This window comes from Neotabrizicola sp. VNH66 (genome assembly GCF_049445895.1).
In the GTDB taxonomy this organism is placed as follows: Bacteria; Pseudomonadota; Alphaproteobacteria; order Rhodobacterales; family Rhodobacteraceae; genus Pseudogemmobacter.
The window spans coordinates 71,432-90,267 of record NZ_JBMSDW010000002.1; the positions used below are offsets into that span (position 1 = coordinate 71,432).

General features: G+C 66.3%; 26 protein-coding genes. 16 read left to right on the forward strand and 10 right to left on the reverse strand.

The window, feature by feature from the left end; genetic code table 11:
- Positions 1-3: 3 nt before the first annotated feature.
- The 8 genes from flgH to ACO2Q5_RS02865 are packed head-to-tail and all read right to left on the reverse strand — an operon-like array spanning position 4 to position 3,964.
- Entirely contained in the window at positions 4-732 is a 729-nt protein-coding gene (gene flgH / locus ACO2Q5_RS02830; RefSeq protein ID WP_423288074.1) for a flagellar basal body L-ring protein FlgH, read from the reverse strand.
- Positions 729-1,145 (reverse strand): flagellar basal body P-ring formation chaperone FlgA, encoded by a 417-nt coding sequence (gene flgA, locus ACO2Q5_RS02835; protein ID WP_423288075.1) that lies wholly within the window; start codon positions 1,143-1,145, stop codon positions 729-731. Before flgA ends, flgH begins: the two co-directional genes overlap by 4 nt.
- A complete protein-coding gene (gene flgG, locus ACO2Q5_RS02840; protein WP_423288076.1) occupies positions 1,145-1,930 on the reverse strand; it encodes a flagellar basal-body rod protein FlgG in 786 nt (261 codons plus the stop codon). The genes flgA and flgG overlap by 1 nt, the downstream gene beginning before the upstream one ends.
- A gap of 2 nt (positions 1,931-1,932) precedes the next feature.
- Complete coding sequence (locus tag ACO2Q5_RS02845; RefSeq protein ID WP_423288077.1) at positions 1,933-2,640, reverse strand: flagellar hook-basal body complex protein; 708 nt, start codon at positions 2,638-2,640, stop codon at positions 1,933-1,935.
- A gap of 1 nt (position 2,641) precedes the next feature.
- The gene (locus ACO2Q5_RS02850; protein ID WP_423288078.1) at positions 2,642-2,908 is read right to left on the reverse strand and encodes a flagellar biosynthetic protein FliQ; all 267 of its coding nucleotides are present in this window, start codon (positions 2,906-2,908) and stop codon (positions 2,642-2,644) included.
- Positions 2,905-3,192, reverse strand: coding sequence for a flagellar hook-basal body complex protein FliE (gene fliE, locus ACO2Q5_RS02855; RefSeq protein WP_423288079.1), 288 nt, complete (start codon positions 3,190-3,192; stop codon positions 2,905-2,907). The genes ACO2Q5_RS02850 and fliE overlap by 4 nt, the downstream gene beginning before the upstream one ends.
- An 11-nt stretch (positions 3,193-3,203) precedes the next feature.
- The gene (gene flgC / locus ACO2Q5_RS02860) at positions 3,204-3,584 is read right to left on the reverse strand and encodes a flagellar basal body rod protein FlgC (protein ID WP_423288080.1); all 381 of its coding nucleotides are present in this window, start codon (positions 3,582-3,584) and stop codon (positions 3,204-3,206) included.
- An 8-nt stretch (positions 3,585-3,592) separates the two neighbouring features.
- Positions 3,593-3,964, reverse strand: a complete 372-nt coding sequence (locus ACO2Q5_RS02865; protein ID WP_423288081.1) for a FlgB family protein — start codon at positions 3,962-3,964, stop codon at positions 3,593-3,595.
- Between the two features lie 82 nt (positions 3,965-4,046).
- On the opposite strand from ACO2Q5_RS02865, the gene ACO2Q5_RS02870 reads away from it, so the two are divergent.
- From ACO2Q5_RS02870 to ACO2Q5_RS02920, 11 genes are all read left to right on the forward strand, one after another.
- Complete coding sequence (locus tag ACO2Q5_RS02870) at positions 4,047-5,354, forward strand: FliI/YscN family ATPase (RefSeq protein ID WP_423288082.1); 1,308 nt, start codon at positions 4,047-4,049, stop codon at positions 5,352-5,354.
- A 119-nt stretch (positions 5,355-5,473) separates the two neighbouring features.
- On the forward strand, positions 5,474-6,088 hold the full coding sequence (locus ACO2Q5_RS02875; protein WP_423288083.1) for a ribonuclease D: 615 nt from the start codon (positions 5,474-5,476) through the stop codon (positions 6,086-6,088).
- 4 nt (positions 6,089-6,092) lie between these two features.
- Entirely contained in the window at positions 6,093-6,764 is a 672-nt protein-coding gene (lptC, locus tag ACO2Q5_RS02880; protein ID WP_423288084.1) for an LPS export ABC transporter periplasmic protein LptC, read from the forward strand.
- Positions 6,761-7,240 (forward strand): LptA/OstA family protein, encoded by a 480-nt coding sequence (locus ACO2Q5_RS02885; protein ID WP_423288085.1) that lies wholly within the window; start codon positions 6,761-6,763, stop codon positions 7,238-7,240. Before lptC ends, ACO2Q5_RS02885 begins: the two co-directional genes overlap by 4 nt.
- Positions 7,240-8,001: an LPS export ABC transporter ATP-binding protein gene (gene lptB, locus ACO2Q5_RS02890; protein WP_423288086.1), complete on the forward strand. Its 762-nt coding sequence runs from the start codon at positions 7,240-7,242 to the stop codon at positions 7,999-8,001. The genes ACO2Q5_RS02885 and lptB overlap by 1 nt, the downstream gene beginning before the upstream one ends.
- A gap of 212 nt (positions 8,002-8,213) precedes the next feature.
- Entirely contained in the window at positions 8,214-8,789 is a 576-nt protein-coding gene (hpf, locus tag ACO2Q5_RS02895; protein ID WP_423288087.1) for a ribosome hibernation-promoting factor, HPF/YfiA family, read from the forward strand.
- Between the two features lie 34 nt (positions 8,790-8,823).
- Positions 8,824-9,288: a PTS sugar transporter subunit IIA gene (locus tag ACO2Q5_RS02900; protein ID WP_423288088.1), complete on the forward strand. Its 465-nt coding sequence runs from the start codon at positions 8,824-8,826 to the stop codon at positions 9,286-9,288.
- 112 nt (positions 9,289-9,400) lie between these two features.
- Positions 9,401-10,699, forward strand: a complete 1,299-nt coding sequence (locus ACO2Q5_RS02905) for an extracellular solute-binding protein (protein WP_423288089.1) — start codon at positions 9,401-9,403, stop codon at positions 10,697-10,699.
- Positions 10,700-10,765: 66 nt separating this feature from the next.
- Entirely contained in the window at positions 10,766-11,722 is a 957-nt protein-coding gene (locus ACO2Q5_RS02910) for an ABC transporter permease subunit (protein WP_423288090.1), read from the forward strand.
- A 4-nt stretch (positions 11,723-11,726) separates the two neighbouring features.
- Complete coding sequence (ugpE, locus tag ACO2Q5_RS02915) at positions 11,727-12,569, forward strand: sn-glycerol-3-phosphate ABC transporter permease UgpE (RefSeq protein ID WP_423288091.1); 843 nt, start codon at positions 11,727-11,729, stop codon at positions 12,567-12,569.
- Between the two features lies 1 nt (position 12,570).
- On the forward strand, positions 12,571-13,653 hold the full coding sequence (locus ACO2Q5_RS02920) for a sn-glycerol-3-phosphate import ATP-binding protein UgpC (protein ID WP_423288092.1): 1,083 nt from the start codon (positions 12,571-12,573) through the stop codon (positions 13,651-13,653).
- A gap of 4 nt (positions 13,654-13,657) precedes the next feature.
- Here ACO2Q5_RS02920 and ACO2Q5_RS02925 read toward each other — a convergent pair whose 3' ends face one another.
- Complete coding sequence (locus ACO2Q5_RS02925) at positions 13,658-13,948, reverse strand: DUF2218 domain-containing protein (protein ID WP_423288093.1); 291 nt, start codon at positions 13,946-13,948, stop codon at positions 13,658-13,660.
- Between the two features lie 126 nt (positions 13,949-14,074).
- Between ACO2Q5_RS02925 and ACO2Q5_RS02930 the strand changes: the two genes are divergently transcribed.
- The 4 genes from ACO2Q5_RS02930 to ACO2Q5_RS02945 are packed head-to-tail and all read left to right on the forward strand — an operon-like array spanning position 14,075 to position 17,615.
- Complete coding sequence (locus ACO2Q5_RS02930; protein ID WP_423288094.1) at positions 14,075-14,974, forward strand: siderophore ABC transporter substrate-binding protein; 900 nt, start codon at positions 14,075-14,077, stop codon at positions 14,972-14,974.
- Positions 14,975-14,978: 4 nt separating this feature from the next.
- Entirely contained in the window at positions 14,979-15,929 is a 951-nt protein-coding gene (locus tag ACO2Q5_RS02935) for an ABC transporter permease (protein WP_423288095.1), read from the forward strand.
- Positions 15,922-16,863 (forward strand): iron chelate uptake ABC transporter family permease subunit, encoded by a 942-nt coding sequence (locus ACO2Q5_RS02940; protein ID WP_423288096.1) that lies wholly within the window; start codon positions 15,922-15,924, stop codon positions 16,861-16,863. The genes ACO2Q5_RS02935 and ACO2Q5_RS02940 overlap by 8 nt, the downstream gene beginning before the upstream one ends.
- Positions 16,860-17,615 (forward strand): ABC transporter ATP-binding protein, encoded by a 756-nt coding sequence (locus ACO2Q5_RS02945; protein ID WP_423288097.1) that lies wholly within the window; start codon positions 16,860-16,862, stop codon positions 17,613-17,615. Before ACO2Q5_RS02940 ends, ACO2Q5_RS02945 begins: the two co-directional genes overlap by 4 nt.
- Positions 17,616-17,618: 3 nt before the next feature.
- Here the strand turns inward: ACO2Q5_RS02945 and ACO2Q5_RS02950 are convergent, their stop codons facing one another.
- Positions 17,619-18,143, reverse strand: a complete 525-nt coding sequence (locus tag ACO2Q5_RS02950; RefSeq protein WP_423288098.1) for a hypothetical protein — start codon at positions 18,141-18,143, stop codon at positions 17,619-17,621.
- A 463-nt stretch (positions 18,144-18,606) separates the two neighbouring features.
- On the opposite strand from ACO2Q5_RS02950, the gene nrdH reads away from it, so the two are divergent.
- Complete coding sequence (gene nrdH, locus ACO2Q5_RS02955; RefSeq protein WP_423288099.1) at positions 18,607-18,828, forward strand: glutaredoxin-like protein NrdH; 222 nt, start codon at positions 18,607-18,609, stop codon at positions 18,826-18,828.
- The last annotated feature ends 8 nt before the right edge of the window (positions 18,829-18,836 follow it).

Consider the following 18,836-nt stretch of genomic DNA (forward strand, 5'->3'; position numbering starts at 1 on the left):
CGCTCAGAACGGGGTCAGGATGTCAGTGATCTGCTGGCCATAGGTCGGCTCCTGCACATCGGTGATCTGGCCGCGGCCGCCATAGGAAATACGCGCCCCGGCGATCTTGTCATAGGTCACCTCGTTCTGGCGCGAGATATCCGCAGGCCGGACATAGCCGGTCACGATCAGCTCGCGCAGTTCGTTGTTCACCCGCACCTCCTGCTGCCCCTCGATCCGCAACACGCCGTTGGGCAGCTTCTCCACCACCGTGGCGGCGATCCGCAGCGTCAGCTGTTCGGAGCGCGAAACATCGCCGCTGCCGGCGAAGGTCGAAGATCCCCCGGTCTCGACCGCGCTGCCCATGCTGGCGCCTTCGGGCAGTTTTTCATCCAGCCTCTGCGGAATGCCGAAGAAATGCGGGATCGAACTCTTGGTGGAGCCGGTCCGGCGGCGGCCGGTGGAATTGGAGATTTCGGCACTGTCGTCGATCTCGATCACCACGGTCAGGATATCGCCCCGCTGCGCCGCGCGCCGGTCGCCCAGCAGGGATTCCGAACTGGCGGTCCAGAGCGAGGAGGCATCGGTCGGGCCGGAAGGATCGGCAATGTCCGGCATCGGCGCGGAATAGATCGCGTGATGCTGATAGCTGCCCTCCAGGGGGCTGAAATCCGGCGCGCGGCCCACCTGGGAAAGCTTGCCGCAAGCCGGGACCGCCAGCGCGGCGCAGAGAAGAACGGGGACGGGGTTCAAGGCAAAGCTCCGACCTGGATCATCCCGTCGGGGCCGACGATGCCCGAGACGGTGGTTTTCGACGAAAGGTTCATGACGCGGATTGTGTCGCCCGCCCCGCCACGGGCCAGCGCCCGCCCTTCGGTGCGGATGGACAGGCCCGCGCCGCTGTAGACAAGGGTCACGATCGCATTCCGCTCCACCAGCGCGGGCGCGCCGATATCCTGCGCGCGCACCGGGCGCCCGGCATAGATGGCCACCCGCGTTTCCAGCCCGACAGCCCCCTCCGCCCCGGACAGCGCGCCGGGAATATCGGCATCTACCAGCATCACATCGGCGGGGCCGATCACGGTCTGCGCGGGCAAGGTGCGGGCCGCGACCAGACTGTCGGCCAGCGCGGGCAGCGGAACCAGCAGGAGAAACACCCGCCACATCAACGCACCTGCGTGGTGGCCGACAGCATCTGGTCGGCCGCGGTGATCACCTTGGCGTTCAGCTCATAGCCGCGCTGCGCCTTGATCAGTTCGGTCACCTCGCGCACCGGATCGACCGAGCTTTCCTCCAGATAGCCCTGCCGCAGCGTGCCCAGACCGTCCACCCCCGGCGTGCCGGTCAGCGGCCCGCCCGAGGCGGCGGTTTCCAGAAACAGGTTGGACCCGATCGCCTCCAGCCCCTTTTCATTGGTAAAGCCGGTCAGGGTCAGCTGGCCCAGCTGCTCCGGCTCCACCCGGTCGTTGAAATAGGCATAGACCTCGCCCGCGGCATTGATGGCGATGCTGCGGGCGTCCGAGGGGATGGTGATCCCCGGCGCCACCGGATAGCCGTCCGAGGTGACGATCAGCCCGTCGGCCGAGCGTTTCAGCCCGCCGTCCCGGGTATAGGCCGAGAGACCCGAGGGCAGCGTCACCTCCAGATAGCCCGCGCCGTCGATGGCCAGGTCCAGATCGCCCCCGGTCTGTGACAAGGACCCCTGCGCCAGCACGATGGAAACCGACGTGGGCCGCACGCCAAGGCCGATCTGCACACCCGTGGGCAGCATGGTGCCATCCGCGGCGGATACCGTGCCCGGCGCGGCATATTGCTGATAATGCAGATCGGCGAAATCGGCCCGGCGGGCGTTGTAGCCGGTGGTCGACATATTGGCGAGGTTGTTCGACACCACGTCGACCTTCATCTGCTGGGCCGCCATGCCGGTGGCTGCGATGTGAAGCGCTTTCATCTTTATCGTCCCAAGGTCTGGATGACGGTGCGGGCGCGGGTATCCTCGGTTTCAAGGAACTTCTGCCCCATCTCATAGGCGCGCTGGACCTCGATCATGCGGGCAATCTCGGCCACGGGATTGACGTTGCTTTCCTCCAGAAAGCCCTGCCGGATCGTGCCCCCTTCGGCGGGTTCCACCGCGCCCCCGTCGAACAAAGTGCCGGACTGGTGGCGCAGCGCCAGCGGATCCGCCGGCTGCCAAAGGCCGATCTGCCCGACCGCGGCGCCATTCGCGGAAACGGTGCCATCCGCGCCCACGGCGACGGTGGCCCCCGCGGGGACGAAGACCGGCGCGCCGCCAAGGTCCAGCAGGCGGTGGCCTTCGGGCGTCACCAGTTCGCCCTCGGCATTGGGGGAGAAACTGCCCGCGCGGGTCAGCCGGTCGCCATCGGGCGTTTCGACCAGAAAGAAACCATTGCCCTGAATGCCAAGGTCATAGCTGCCACCCGTGGGCACCAGCCCGGCCTGGGTCAGATCCACCAGCCGCCCGCTGGCATGGGCGATGGAGAGGGACGGCTCTCCCTCCAGCCGGGCGACATGTTCGGCAAAGACGATCCCCTCACGCCGGAAGCCGGTGGTGGAGATGTTGGCGATGTTATTCGCCACGATCTGCATTTCCCGCATCAGTCCCGACTGGCGGGCCAGAGCGACGTAACCCGCGGCGTCCATCCTATCCCCCCGTGATGGCCGGCAGCACCGTGCCGGTGAAGAAGGTGACCAGCGTCGCGGTCATGAAACTCATCGAAACCCAGAAGACGGCCATCATCGCCCCCACCTTGGGCACGAAGGTCAGCGTCATCTCCTGCACCCCGGTCAGCGCCTGAAAGAGACCGATGGTGACCCCGGCGACCAGCGCCACCAGCAGAAGCGGCGCCGAGATCAGCACGGCCACCCAAAGCGCCTGCCGCAGCACGTCGAAGATCGCGGCCTCGGTCATATCGGCATCCTCAGGATCTCCTGATAGGCCTCAACCACGCGGTCGCGCACGGTGGCCACCGTCTCCACCGCCAGCTGTGACGAGGCCAAAGCCTCGACCAGCGCATGCGGATCGGCGCCGCCGGTCATGGCGGCCCGGGCTGTGTCTTCGTGGCGGGTCATTGCCGCGGCGAAATCGCCGACCAGAGACCCGATCTGAAATCCCTCTCCCCCGGACGGGCCGGGCGCTGCGGCCGTTCTGGCCTGCGCATAGGTCCGGGCTGCAATGCTGGAAACAGCGTCCATTCTGGCGCTCCCTATCGGCGCAGCAGTTCGAACAGGCTTTGCGTCATCTGCCGCGCCTGATCGAACAGTCTGAGGTTGGCTTCGTAGCTGCGCTGCGCTTCTCGCGCGTCCGCAATCTCGATCACAAGGTCCACATTGGACCCGTCGTAATAACCGGCCTCATCGGCCAGCGGGTTGCCCGGATCATAGACCCGCGGCAGTTCGGTCCGGTCCAGCCGCACCGGCCCGGTTTCGACAAGGCCGGAGCCCATGGCCGATTCAAACGACACCACCTTGCGATGGTAGCCGGGGGTATCGGCATTGGCGATATTCTCGGAGACATGGCGCAGCCGGTCGGCCTGCGCCTCCATCCCGGAAGCCGCGAAAGACAGCGTGGTGGTCAGATTGTCCATGATGCCCCCTACGCCCGGCCAAGCGATGCACGGATCACGCCCGAGGTGGCGCGGTAGATGGCAAGCGCCATGTCATGTTCCTGCCGGGCGCCCGCGGATTTCACCATTTCCATCTCCAGCGAGACGGAATTGCCGTTCGGCGCCTCAGACCCACCGGCAAGGATGGGGACAGCCGCCGCCGCGGGGCCTGCGCCCAGATGGCCGGGGCGGGTGCTGCGCATCGCCCCCCCGTCATACACCGCGGCGAAAGGCGGCAGATCCTGCGCCTTGTAGCCGGGCGTATCGGCATGGGCGACGTTGCGGGCGATGACCCCCATCCGCGCCCCGGCATGGGCGGCAAGGCCCTGAGCCATGCGTGTCAGTTCCAGCGTTTCAAACATCGGGGCTTCTCCCTCGTGCTGCTTCACCAAGGCTTAAGAGTGATTCCTTTAGAAAAGATGAGGAACAAAACAGGACATACCGATGGGCATCTTCACCCCCCTTCAGGCGCAGATCGACGCCATCACGGCCTGCCGCCCCATCGGCCGGATCAGTGAAACCGCGCGGGGCACCCTGTCCGTTACCGGCCTGCCCGTGGCCGCCTTGGGCGACCGGGTGGAGGTGGAGACCGGCGCCGGCCCCCTGGGGGCCGAGGTCATCGGCCTTTCCCCCCGCGCGGCGCGGGTCCTGCCCGAGGATGATCCGGGCGGCCTTGCCATCGGTGCACGGGTGGAACTGATCGGTCCGGTGCGCATCGCGCCGGACCGCAGCTGGCTCGGCCGGATTGTCGATCCGCTGGGCCGTCCGCTGGACGGGCGGCCTTTGCTGATGGGGGCGGACCAGCGCAGCATGGCGGGCCCGCCCCCCGCCCCCGCGCAGCGGCGGGGGTTCGGCGCGCGGATCTCCACCGGGGTTGCGGTGTTCGACACGCTGCTGCCCCTGGTCCGCGGTCAGCGGATCGGGCTTTTCGCAGGTTCGGGGGTCGGAAAGTCCTCGCTTCTGGCGCGGTTTGCCCGCGGCGTGGCGGCGGATGTGGCGGTGATCGGCCTGGTCGGCGAACGCGGGCGCGAGCTGCGCGAATTTACCGAACGGGTGCTGGGCCCGCAGGGCATGGCGCGGTCGGTGGTGGTCACCGCCACCTCGGACCAGTCGCCGCTGATGCGACGGCGCTGTGCGTTGTCAGCGATGACGGTGGCGGAATATTTCCGCGATCAGGGGCTGCATGTGCTGCTGCTGATCGATTCCGTCACCCGCTTTGCCGAGGCGCATCGCGAGGTGGCGCTGTCCGCCGGGGAGGAGGCCTCGCTTCGCGGCTATCCGCCCTCGACCTCGCACGCGATCATGGGACTTGCGGAACGCGCGGGGCCGGGGGCGGGCAGCGCGGGGGATATCACCGCGGTCTTTTCCGTGCTGGTGGCGGGGTCCGACATGGAGGAGCCGGTGGCCGATATCATCCGCGGCACGCTGGACGGCCATGTCGTGCTGGACCGCAAGATTGCCGAACGCGGGCGCTATCCGGCGATCGACCTGCTGCGCTCCGTCTCGCGCAGTCTGCCGGGCGCCGCCAGCGAGACGGAAAATGCCCTGATCGCCGATGCGCGTCGGGTGCTGGGCGCCTATGACCGGGCCGAGATGATGATTCAGGCCGGGCTTTACATGGCGGGCAGCGATCCGGCGGTGGACCGGGCCATCCGCCTCTGGCCAAAGCTGGACGGGTTCCTGGCGGAAACCGCGCCGCAGGGCGGGCCGCCTGCCAGCTTCGACCGGCTGCGCGCCTGTCTGGTCGGATAACGCCGCGAACACGCTGTCGTGCCGCCGCCACGGGATACGGGCGGTTGACCGGCCCGGCGCCGGGGTCTAATCCGGCCTGATCCCCGGTCACCTTCCCCCCGGAACAGCGGAGACGCGCCTTGGCGATCCACCTCTACCAGAACGACCTGCCCGACGGGCTGGACCTTGGCCCTGTCGTGGCCATCGACACCGAAACCATGGGCCTTGACCCGCGGCGCGACCGGCTGTGTCTTGTGCAATTGTCCTCGGGCGACGGGAATGCCCATCTGGTGCAGATCGCCCGCGGGCAGACCTCTGCCCCCAATCTGGAACGCCTGCTGGCCGATCCTGCGGTGCTGAAGCTGTTCCATTTCGGCCGGTTCGACATTGCGGTGATGAAACGCGCCTTCGGGGTGACCACGGCGCCGGTCTGGTGCACCAAGATCGCCTCGAAACTGGTGCGCACCTTCACCGACCGGCACGGGCTGAAATACCTGCTGGCCGATCTGGTAGGCGTGGACATTTCCAAGCAGCAGCAGACCAGTGACTGGGGCGCGGCCGAGCTGACCGAGGCGCAGAAGGAATATGCCGCTTCGGACGTGCTGTATCTGCACCGCGTGAAGGCGGTGCTGGAGGAACGGCTGGCGCGCGAGGACCGGCTGGAACTGGCCGCGCGACTGTTCGCCTTCCTGCCGGTCCGGGCCGAAATGGATCTCCTTGGCTGGGACGATCTGAACGACATCTACCGCCACTGACGCCATGCCCGGGACCGACCGCCATTCGCGCATCGTGGGCTGGCTGAAGGTGGCGCTGCCGCTGGCGGCGCTGGTGTTGCTGTCCACGCTGTTTCTGGTGGCGGACCGCATCGACCCCGAAGCCGCGATCCCCTATGCCAAGGTGGATGTCGAGGATCTGGCCCGCGATCCGCGGATGACCGCCCCCGCCTATGCAGGCACCACCTCGGACGGGGCGGCGCTGACGCTGACCGCCGAAGCTGCCCGCCCCGCTACCGGCAACCGCGTCGCCGAGGCGGAGGGGATTTCCGTCACGCTGACGATGCCCGGGGGCGGCAGCACCGATGTCAGCGCCGCCACCGCGCGGCTGGACACGGCCGCGGGACAGCTTGCGCTGGCCGGAGGGGTGACGGTCAGCACCTCCTCTGGCTACCGGGTGACGACGGATGGCCTGACGGCCGAGCTGGACCGTTCCGCCATGGCAAGCGCCGGGCCGGTAGCCGCCGAAGGCCCCGCGGGCCGGATCGAGGCGCAAAGCTTCACCCTGACGCGGGGGAACAAGACCGATCCGGCGGCCTCCGGGGCGGTAAAACCCTATCTTCTGGTTTTCTCGGGCCGGGTTAAGCTGGTATATCAGCCTGCATCGGCCCCGGCTGCGCCCGAACCGGAAACCTCCCCAGCGGAACCCTCGCCATGAAATTCGTTGTCCTCGCGCTTTGCCTGACCCTTGCCACCCCCGCCCTTGCGCAGCAGGCGAAGGTGGCTTTTGGCGGGTTGTCGCAGGACACCAGCCTGCCGGTGAATGTGGAGGCGGACACGCTGTCGGTGAACAACGGCGACGGCACCGCGGTCTTTACCGGCAATGTCGTAGTGGTGCAGGGCGAGATGCGGCTGACCGCGGCCGAGGTGCGGGTGGAATATGCCCCCGACGGCAAGGCCATTGCGCGGCTGCATGCCTCGGGCGGGGTGCTGATCGCCAATGCCGCCGATGCGGCCGAGGCACGCGAAGCGGTCTATACCATCGACAGCGGCACGGTGGTGCTGACCGGCGATGTGCTGCTGACCCAGGGTCCCAGCACGATGGCCGGCCAGAAGCTGACGCTGAACCTGAAGGACGGCACCGGGGTGATGGAGGGGCGCGTCTCCACCACATTCGTGCCGGGCGGCAACTGATGGCGGCGAAACCCGATCTGACGGTGACCGATGGCTCTCCGGGCCTGTCGATCCGTGCCCTGCGCAAGTCCTACAAGAAGCGCCCGGTGATCCGCGACGTGTCCATGGACCTGAACCGGGGCGAGGTGGTGGCGCTGCTTGGCCCGAACGGCAGCGGCAAGACCACCTGCTTTTACTCCATCGCCGGGCTGGTCACGCCCGAAGGCGGGCAAGTGCTGATCGATGGCAAGGATGTGACGGCACTGCCGATGTATCGCCGCGCACGCCTTGGCATTGGCTACCTGCCGCAGGAAGTGTCGATCTTCCGGGGCCTTTCGGTCGAGGACAACATCCTTGCCGTGCTTGAAATCACCCATGCCGACCGCCACAAGCGGCGGGAGCGGCTGGAGGAGCTGCTGGGCGAATTCTCAATCACCCATCTTCGGCAGGCCCCCGCGCTGGCGCTGTCGGGCGGGGAACGGCGGCGGGTGGAAATCGCCCGTTGTCTGGCGGCCGATCCGAAATACCTGCTGCTGGACGAACCCTTTGCCGGGGTGGACCCGATCGCCGTGGGCGAAATCCGCCATCTGGTGCAGGATCTGAAGGGCCGCGGCATCGGCGTCCTGATCACGGATCATAACGTTCGCGAGACCCTGGAGATCGTGGACCGCGCCTATATCCTGCATGACGGCAAAGTGCTGATGACCGGCACCACGGATGAGATCGTGCGCGACGAAACCGTGCGCCGCGTCTATCTGGGCGAGAATTTCCGCATCATCTGAGCCGCCCGCTCGATTCTGTTGACAGCCCGGCGCGGCTGTCACCAAATGGTTGCATGAGCGCCCGTTTCGCCCCCTGCATCCCGGTCCCGGCGGCTGCCCCGCAGCCCGGCCCCGCCCTTGCGGACCGCCCAGCCTCTGCCCAAGTGATGATGAAGACCCGGTATCCGTGACGTGACGTTACGGAGCCCGGCGCATACCGAAGAGGAGGTATCATGCGCTATCAGATCAGCGGGAAACATATCGACATCGGGGAGGCCCTGACAACCCACGTCAAGGCCGAGATCGGCGAGGTGGTGGAGAAATACGCCCAGCGTCCGACCGAATGCGTCGTGGTTTTTTCCAAGTCCGCGCATGAGTTTATTTGCGAAACGGCGATCCACCTGTCCACCGGGCTTTCGGTGCAGGCCAAGGGTGCCGCGACCGAAATCTATGCCGCTTTCGAATCCTGCCGCGAACGGATGGACAAGCAGATTCGCCGCTACAAGCGCCGCATCCGCAACCATCACGTCGACCGGAAGGCCCCGGTTGAATTCGGCGCCGCAGCGTCCTATATCCTCGCCCCATCCGAGGAAGCCGAGGATGCCGAGCTTGATACGCTTGCACCCGTGGTCATCGCCGAGATGGAGACGAAGATTCCCTCCATTACCGTGGGCGAGGCCGTGATGCAGATGGAACTGGCTGGGCAGAAGATGCTTGTCTTCCGTAACGAAGGCCATGGGGGCGTGAACGTGGTGTACCGGCGTGAAGACGGGAACATCGGCTGGATCGACCCCCGCAACAGCAGGTAAGCGCCGCCCCGATGCGGCCTCAGGATCCCCCCGTATGGATATTTCCTCACTTCTCGTTCCCGCAGCCGTCCGCGTCGTCGGCCAGTTCACGTCGAAGAAACGGCTGTTTCAGGAGCTGGGGGAAATTGCCCAGCAGGCCTACGGGATCGAAGGGGGTCTGGCCCTTGACGGGCTGCAGGAGCGAGAAACGCTCGGGCCTACCGGCGTGGGGCATGGCATCGCTTTGCCCCATGCGCGGCTGGAAGACCTGAGCCGGATTGCCGGCATCTTCATCCGGCTGGAAAAGCCGCTGGATTACGACAGTGTCGACCGACAGCCCGTGGATCTGATCTTCGGACTGCTGGCGCCCAAGGATTCGGGCGTGGACCATCTGAAGGCGCTGGCGCTGGTCAGCCGCACGATGCGCGATCAGGCCATTGTCCAGAAGCTGCGGGCGAACAACGACCCGGCCAAGCTTTATGCGATTCTGGTGGAATCGCGCGCGACGCAGGCCGCCTGACAGGCCGCAGGTAGCCATCGCGGATCGTCAGAAAACCGACACGGAAGCGCAGCTTTCCTGTGACCCGCCGCAACTAGGGTCCGCCCCGTAAATTCCATACGGGGAACCCCAGATGAAAAAGGTCCTTTCCACCGCCGCCGTTCTGGCGCTTGGCGCCAATGCCGCCTTCGCCGAAACGGTGCAGATCACCTGGTGGCACGGCATGGGCGGCGCGAATGAAGAGGTGATCAATCAGGTCGCCCAGAAATTCAACGAAGCCCAGACCGCCTGCGCGCTGACCCCGCTGTCGAAGGGCACCTATGAAGAGGCGCTGGCCTCGGGCATCGCGGCCTTCCGCTCGGGCGAACAGCCGAACATCCTGCAGGTCTTCGATGCGGGTGCCGCCACCATCATCAACGCGCCGGGCGCCACCATCCCGGCCGAAGACCTGTTGACCCAGAACGGCCACACGCTGGACCGCGACGCCTTTATCGACGGCGTGCGCTATTTCTATGCCGATGCCGAGGGCAAGTTCATCGGCATGCCGTTCAACTCTTCGGCGCCGATCATGTATGTGAACACCGAAGCCTTTGAAAAGGCCGGTGTCTCCGTTCCGAAGACCTGGGAAGAGTTCGAGGCCGCCGCGCCCGCGCTGAAAGAAGCGGGCTATATCCCGCTGACCGCCAGCCAGCTGACCTGGCAGTTCACCGAGAATTTCTTCTCGCGCAACAACATCCAGTTCGCCTCGAACAACAATGGCTATGACGGGTTCGATGGCACCACGCTGAACGTCACCGATCCGAACCTGATCATGATGTTCCAGAAGCTGAAAGACTGGTCGGACGCGGGGCTTTACGCCTATTACGGCGCGGGCTGGGCCGACAACCAGAAGCCCTTCGAAGAGGGCAAGGTCGCGCTCTGGATCGGCTCTTCGGGGTCCTTCGGCGGGCTGTCGAAAACCGCTGTCATGCCGTTCTCGGCCGATTTCCTGCCTTACTGGGGGTCGATCGAAGGCGCGGGCACCTCGTCCTTCATCGGCGGCGCGGCGCTCTTCGCCTTCTCGGGCAAGCCTGACGCGGAAAACAAATGCACCGCCGATTTCTTCGCCTTCCTGACCACCACCGAAGTACAGAAGTTCTACCACGAGGCCACCGGCTACGTCGCCATCACCAAGGCTGCCTATGAGGCCGCCAAAGCCGATGGCTGGTATGAGCAGAAGCCGGTCGCCGAAGTGGGGATCAAGCAACTGCTGCTGCCGCAGGGCGAATGGTCCAAGGGCTATCGTCTGGGCTTCTACCCGCAGATCCGGTCGATCATGGAACGCGAATACAACAAGATCTTCGCCGGTGAGACCACGGTGGAAGAGGCGTTCAAAGCGATCGAGACCGAGGGCAACGCCCTTCTGGCCCGCTTCGCCAAGACCTCGGGCTAAGGCCCGGACCGGCGCCGGGTCTGCCTGCTCCCGCGGGCCCGGCCGCCCCCCTTTTCGGAACGCCACATGACCGACCTGCCTGCCCCCCTGCCCTCGCGGCTTGCCCGCCTGCGCACCCGTCTGGCCCCGCCGCCAGAGGGTGCGAAGCGCGTTCAGTTCGACCGTCCGCTGCTGCCCTGGCTGTTCCTTCTGCCGCAGCTGGCGGTGATCGCGGTGTTCTTCTACTGGCCCTCGGTGCAGGCGATTTCATCGTCGTTCTATCTGGAAGACCCGTTCGGCTTCGGCGCCACCTTCGTGGGTCTGGACAATTATGCCGAGGCTTTGTCCTCGCGCGAATATCAGCGGATCGCAGGCTTCACGGCCCTGTTCACCGCCGCCGTCACCACGCTGTCGCTGGGGCTGGGTCTTCTGCTGGCGGTGAAGGCCGATGCGGTGATCCGTGGCCGCAGCGCCTATCGCACGGCGCTGATCTCGGTCTATGCCATCGCGCCGCCGGTGGCCGGGCTGATGGGGATGATGCTGTTCGACCAGCACATCGGCCCCTTCGTCACGCTGGCCGGCTGGTTCGGCTGGGAGATGAAGGTGGGCCTGAACTACTGGGACACCGCCTTCGCCATGACCCTCGTCTCGGTCTGGAAGCAGGTGCCCTATAATTTCATCTTCTTTCTGTCGGGCCTGCAGGCCATCCCCGCCGCCGTGCGCGAGGCTGCCGTGCTGGATTGCCGCAGCGGGCCGCGCCGGTTCCGCACCGCGATTCTGCCGCTCCTGGCGCCGACCGCGTTTTTCCTGCTGATCATCAACATCACCTATGCGCTGTTCGACACCTTTGCCGTGATCGACGTGATGGTGAAGGACAAGCCCGCGAACAACCCGATGACGCTGGTCTACAAGGTCTACCTCGACGGGTTCCGCGGCAATGATATCGGCGGATCGGCGGCGCAGTCGGTGATCCTGATGCTGGTGGTTCTGGTGCTGACCGTGGCGCAGTTCCGCTTTCTTGAACGCCGCGTGCATTACGGGTGACCCGATGAACCGCATCCGTCCGCTGGACCATCTGATCCTGATCCTGGGCTGCCTCTTCATGCTCATGCCGGTGGTGGTGGCCGTCTTCACCTCGACCCATACCGCGGCCGACATCCACATGAACGGCCTGTCGCTGGCCCCCGGCGGCCACGGGGCCGAGACCTACACCGATGTGCTGACCCGCAAGGGCGGTTTCTCCGGGCAGGTGACCGGCGCCACGATGATGATGAACTCACTAATCCTTGGCCTTGGCTTTGCCGTGGGCAAGATCGTGCTGTCGATGCTGGCGGCCTATGCCTTGGTCTATTTCCGCTTCCGCTTTGCCACGGCGATGTTCTGGGTGATCTTTACCACCCTCCTTCTGCCCTTGGAGGTGCGGATCATGCCCTCCTATCAGGTCATGTCGGAGCTGGGGCTTCTGAACAGCTACACCGGTCTGATCGTTCCCCTGCTGGCCTCCGCCACCGGAACGTTCTACTTCCGGCAGTTCTTCCGCTCCGTCCCCGATGAACTGCTGGAGGCGGCGCGGATCGACGGGGCCGGGCCGGTGAAATTCTTCCTCGACGTGCTGGTGCCGCTGTCGAAAACCATGATGGCCGCGATCTTCATCATCATGTTCGTCTATGGCTGGAACCAGTATCTCTGGCCCATGCTGATGACCACGGAAGAGCGGTTCTTCACCCTGATGCGCGGGATCAAGCAGATCCTGCAGGTCTGGGTCGGCAGCCAGATACCCGATTACAACGAAGCCTTCGCCCTTGCCGTTCTGGCGCTGTTGCCCCCCGTTCTGGTGGTGGTGCTGTTCCAGCGCTGGTTCATCAAGGGCCTGACCGAAAGCGACAAGTGATATGGCCGCGATCACCCTTTCCAATGTGTCAAAGACCTATCCCGGGGCGCGCGCCCCCTCGGTCGCCGACATCGACCTGACCATCCGCGATGGCGAATTCATCGTGCTGGTCGGCCCCTCGGGCTGTGGCAAGTCCACGCTTCTGCGCATGGTGGCCGGGCTGGAAGAGATCACCGGCGGTGAGGTGCGGATTGCCAACCGTGTGGTGAACCGGGTGGACCCGGCCGACCGCGACATTGCCATGGTGTTCCAGAACTACGCGCTTTACCCCCACATGACCGTGCGGGAAAACATGGCCTATGGGCTGAAGAACCGCAAAACCCCCGCGGCCGAGATCGAGGCGCGTGTGGCCGAGGCGGCTCGGATGCTGGAACTGGCGCCCTATCTGGACCGCAAGCCGCGCGCCTTGTCCGGCGGGCAGCGGCAACGGGTGGCCATGGGCCGCGCCGTGGTGCGCAAGCCCGCGGCCTTTCTGTTCGACGAGCCGCTGTCCAATCTGGACGCCAAGCTGCGGGTCAGCATGCGGGGAGAAATCCGGCGGCTGCAGCGCCGTCTGGGCACCACCTCGCTTTACGTGACCCATGACCAGCTGGAGGCGATGACGCTGGCCGACCGGCTGGTCGTGCTGAACGGGGGCCGGATCGAGCAGGTGGGCGCCCCGTTGGAAATCTACCACCGCCCCGCCTCGACCTTCGTGGCCAGTTTCATCGGATCACCGGCGATGAACCTTCTGGATGCCGAAATCGACGGCGGGCGGCTGCGAATCGGCGCCACGGTACTGGACCTGCCTGCCCTGCCCCATGCCCGCGGCAGCGTCACGCTGGGCCTCAGGGCAGAAGATCTGCACCCCGCCGCGCAGGGCCTGCCGTTCCGGGTGGATTTCATCGAGGAGCTGGGGGCGCAAAGGCTGATCCACGGCCATGTCGAGGGTCAGCCCCTGACGCTGACCCTGCCCCCGCAGGCCCCCTTTGCCGATGAGATGCGGCTGGCCATCGGCCGTGGTGCCGCGCATTTCTTCGACACATTCAGCGGCCGCCGCCTGCCCACCCCCGCATTGCAGGACAGCCCGACGGTTCCGGCCTGAAGGCTCAGGCCGGATCGACTGTCCAGCTCAGCCCCGTGAAGTTTTCACGATGGGCAAAGGTCACGAGATGGCTGTCGATCGTATAACGCGCCTGAATGACCGCCTTGGCATCCTCACCCGTCACCGTGACGGTCAGCCCCTCGGCATCGGCCCACAACTCGGCCGGGCCTGTCATCAGGGCAGCGGTGCCATGCGTTTCGTCATACTGAACCTCCACCTTGTGGGCGAAGTGCTTCAGCAATTGTTGCATGTATTTCGAGGCATGCTGGGTCGGATAGCGGGCGGTGGAGCGCATCGGCATATTCCCTAGTGTTTTACCCGGAATATGCGCTGGATTCCCGTGGCGCAAGGCGTTAGTCAGCGCAAAGTCGTGAAGCCAGTTTCCAGCCACACGCCAGACCACAGACAGAGGAGCATTCCCATGCTGACCCCGCTGCGCCGGGCTGGCCTTGCACTGGCCCTTTCCCTGTCCGCCACCGCCGCCCTGGCGCAGGATGTGACGATTGCCACCGCCACGGGTGAGGTGACGCTGCCGGCCCATCCCGCCACGGTGGCCGTGCTGGACATTGCCGCCATCGACACGCTGAACGCGCTTGGCGTTCCAGTCGCGGGTGTGCCGGACAAGCTTTATGTCGATTACCTGTCGCCGCTGGCCGGGGCGGTGCCGGTCGTCGGCACCCTGTTCGAACCGGATCTGGAGGCGCTGGCCGCGCTGTCGCCGGATCTGATCATCGCGGGGGGCCGGTCCTCCACGCAGGTTGAGGCACTGTCCGCCGTGGCCCCCACCATCGACATGACGATCTGGGAAGATCTGGTGGGCGAGGCCCGCGCCCGCATCGCCGCCTATGGCACGCTGTTCGGCAAAGAAGCCAAGGCGGCCGAGCTGACCGCCACGCTGGATGCCAAGATCGCGGCGGTGAAGGACGCCGCCGCGGGCAAGGGCCGCGCGCTGATCCTGATGACCAACGGGCCGAAGGTGGCCGCCTATGGCAAGGGCTCGCGTTTCTCGTGGCTGCATGATGCGCTAGCGATCCCCGAGGCGTTCGAGAACCTGAACCCCGACACCCATGGCGATGCCGTGTCCTTTGAATTTATCGCCGAGGTGAACCCGGACTGGATCATCGTCGTGGACCGCTCTGCCGCCATCGGCGAGCCGGCCAGCGCATCGGACACGCTGAAGAACGATCTGGTGGCCGCCACCACCGCCGGCCAGAAGGGCCAGATCATCTATCTGTCCTCGGCTCCGATCTATGTGGCGGGCGGCGGCTATACCTCGCTGTCCACCACACTGGACGAGCTGCTGAAGGGCTTCGGCGGCTGATCCGATGAAGCTGACGGTGGCGCTGATCCTTGTTCTGATCCTGCTGTGCGGGATCAGCCTTGCGGTCGGCGCGGCCGATCTGGGCGCCGCCATGGCCACGGACGGCCGGGCGCAGATGATCTTCTGGATCTCACGCCTGCCCCGCACGCTGGCGGTGGTGCTGACCGGGGCGGCGCTGGCAGTCTCGGGCGTGGTGATCCAGCAGATCGTCCGCAACCGCTTTGTCGAGCCGGGCACCGTGGGCACCGGCGAAAGCGCGGCGCTTGGCCTGCTGGCGGTCAGCCTCTGGGCCCCCGGCGCGGCGCTTTGGGTCAAGATGGCGGTGGCCGCCGGGGCGGGCCTTCTGGGCACCGCGGTCTTTCTGCGGCTGATCCGCCGCCTGCCCCCGCAAGAGGTGATGCTGGTGCCCTTGGCGGGCCTTGTCTGGTCCGGGGTTCTGGGTGCGCTGGTCCTGCACATCGGCTGGCAGACCGATCTGATCCAGTTCGTGCAGATCTGGCTGATGACCGGCGAATTCTCCGGTGTGATCGCCGGAAGGTATGAGCTGTTGTGGATCGCGGGCGCCGCCGCCGTGCTGGCGCTGTTCGCCGCCGACCGCTTTGCCATTCTGGGTCTGGGGGATGAGATGGCCACCGGCCTTGGCCTCAGCCCGAAGGCGGTGATGCGGCTGGGGCTGGTCGTCGTCTCGCTGGTCACCGCGCTGGTGATGGCGACGGTCGGGATGATCCCTTTCGTGGGCCTTGTGGTGCCGAACATCGTCAGCCGCCTGATGGGCGACAATCTGCGGGCCAGCCTGCCCGTCACCGGCTTGGGCGGGGCGGTTCTGCTCTTGGCCTGCGACATCACCGGGCGGCTGGTGATCCACCCCTATGAGGTGCCGGTGGGCACGGTTCTGGGTGTGTTGGGTGCGCTCTTGTTCCTGGTCCTGTTGTGGCGGGCGCCGCGGCATGGATAGGCGATTGTTTCTGTTGGGCGGGGCGCTTCTGGCGGCCTCGGCCCTGTATCTGCTGCCCGGTCTGGGGCCGAAATGGCAGTTCGTCCTTGGCCTAAGGGCCACCCGGCTGGCCGGAATGCTGGTGGTAGGTGCAGCGGTGGCCGTGGCAACGGTGCTGTTCCAGACCGTCAGCCGCAACCGCATTCTGACGCCGCAGATCATGGGTTTTGACGCGCTGTTCGTGCTGGTGCAGACAGCGCTGGTCGCGGGGCTTGGCCCGGTGGGCTTTGCCGGCCTGCCCGCGGCGGCGAAATTCACGGCGGAGGTCGGTCTACTGGTGGCAGCGGCGCTGCTGCTGTTCGGCACGCTGATGGGACGTGGCGCGCAGGACGTGCCGCGCATGATCCTGACCGGGGTGATCCTTGGCGTCCTTTTCCGCTCAGCCAGCGGGTTTCTGGCCCGGGTGATGGACCCCAACGCCTTTGCCGTGGTGCAGGCGCAGTCACAGGCAAGTTTTGCCAAGGTGCAGGCGGGCCTGCTGCCCTGGGCCGCGGGGTTCAGCCTGCTGGCCATCATGGCCGCCTTCCTGATGGCGCTGCGGCTGGATGTGCTGGCACTTGGCCGCACGACCGCGGTGTCGCTGGGGCTGGCGCATGACAGGGTGCTGCGCGGGGCGCTGGCTTTGGTGGCGGTGCTGGTCGCGGTGGCAACGGCGCTGGTCGGGCCGATGGCCTTTCTGGGGCTGATCGTGGTGGCGCTGGCCCGGCCTCTGGCGGGAACAGACCGCCATGTTCCACTGATGGCCCATGCCATCGCCGTGGCCTGCCTGATGCTGGTGGCCGGACAATGGCTGTTCGAGCGGGTGCTCTCCCGACAGTCCACCCTGCCCGCCGTGGTGGAATTCGCGGGTGGGCTGGTCTTCCTGTTCCTCCTTCTGAAAGGGCGTGTGCGATGATCCGGGTCGAGGGCGTCTCTCACCGCATCGGCAAGGCCGATGTCCTGCGCGATATCGGGCTGACCCTGCCCGAAGGGCGGATCACCGCGCTGATCGGGCCGAACGGGGCGGGGAAGTCCACGCTCCTGTCGCTGATCGCGCGGCTGGCGCCGGTGCAGGCGGGGCGCATCACCGTGGCGGGGCACGATGTCACGACCACGCCCTCGGCCGCGCTGGCGCGGGTCATGGCGATCCTGCCGCAGAATGCCGCGGTGATGAGCAGGTTGCGCGTGGCGGAACTGGTGGCCTTCGGGCGCTGGCCGCATCATCAGGGCCGCCCCGGCCCGGCCGATACCGCGCAGGTGGAAACCGCGCTGGAGGCGTTCGGGCTTCTGCCCCTGCGCCACCGCTTTCTGAATGAGCTGTCGGGCGGCCAGCGGCAGCGCGCGCATCTGGCCATGGCCTTCGCGCAGGACACGCCGTGGCTATTGCTGGATGAACCGCTGGCCGCGCTGGACATGGCGCATGGCCGGGCGCTGATGCAGCGGCTGGCCGTGCTGCGCGACACGGGCCGCAGCATCGTGATGGTGGTGCATGAGATCAACTTTGCCGCCGCCTGGGCCGACCACGTGGTCGCGCTGAAGGACGGGCGGGTGGCGGCCGAAGGCAGCCCGGCGCAGGTCTTCACGCCGGACACCCTGGGCCGGATCTATGACATGCCCCTGCGCGTGCAGGAGGTGGAGGGGCGCCCCCTCGTCCTGCATCACCTCTGAGGGTCAGTGCACCAGCCGCAGGTGCCGGGCCGTGGGGCGCGGATGCGGCTCTGCGGCGGGCATGGGGCGCAGGTCCCCGCCCTCGGCCGGGAAGCGGGCCGCAAAGGCCAGCCCGGCCTGAATCAGCACCGGGTCCATCACCCCTTCGGCCAGATCCATCACCGCCGGGCGGGCCAGATCGGGGCGGTCGCGCCGCATCGCCTGCAACATGCGGCAGAAGGCGGCCTCTTCCCCGGTGGCCCAGGTGCGGCAATCCGGACACAAAGGATTGGCAAAGCGGAAGTCGGACTGCCGCGCCTGCCGCAGGGCCTGCACCACCGACAACAGGCATTGCGCGATCTGTGGGCCGCGGGCGATGCCCCAGCGTTCGGTCGCGATGGAAAAGCCCGTCTGCCAGGCCTGCGTCTCGGGCCGGGAAAAGGCGGTCAGCAGGTGGCGCAGCACCGACAGAAGGCCGGTCTCGAACGGGTCGAGGTCCAGCATTTCCAGCGGGCAGGCATCTTCGGACGGGCGGTGATCATGGGCCATGCGCATGCTCCGGAACAGGGTTCGCGATCTGGCCTTCCGCTTGATCCCGGATTTCATAGTATTTCTATCGGAAATATACAAGCCCCGACAAAGCCTCTCTACACGGCAGCGACGCCACGCTACAGATAGGATGCGCCGTCAGACCCTAACAACATCTTGACACCGCCCCCCGTCTGCTTCCTATTTGTGGTGTTCCGGCCCATCGGGGCGACTCGATGGACAGCGGGCGGCGCGGCCACAAAACCGCCGGCGCCCGGCGCGTGCAAGTGAACAGCACTGCTGGAATTTCACCGGGGAGGGACACCCTGTGAAGATCCGCAGTCCCTTGCACCGCGGCCTGAGGCACATGGCCGGAGCACCGAAGTCAAACCGCGCGGCGGGCGCGGGCCGATCAACCGGCAGGCCTGTGCTTGCCGGAACGGTCTTTTATCCGCCCGAAGAAACGAACATGGGGACAGAAGGCATGACCATCACAGTTTACTCCAAACCCGCTTGCGTTCAGTGCACCGCCACCACCCGCGCACTGGATGCCAAAGGTCTGGACTATCGCCTGATCGACCTGACCGAAGATGCCGAAGCGATGGAGAAGGTGATGGCCATGGGCTATCGTCAGGCCCCCGTCGTCATCGCCGGCGAAGCCCATTGGGCCGGATTCCGTCCCGACATGATCGGCCGTCTGGCCTGAGGGGCCGC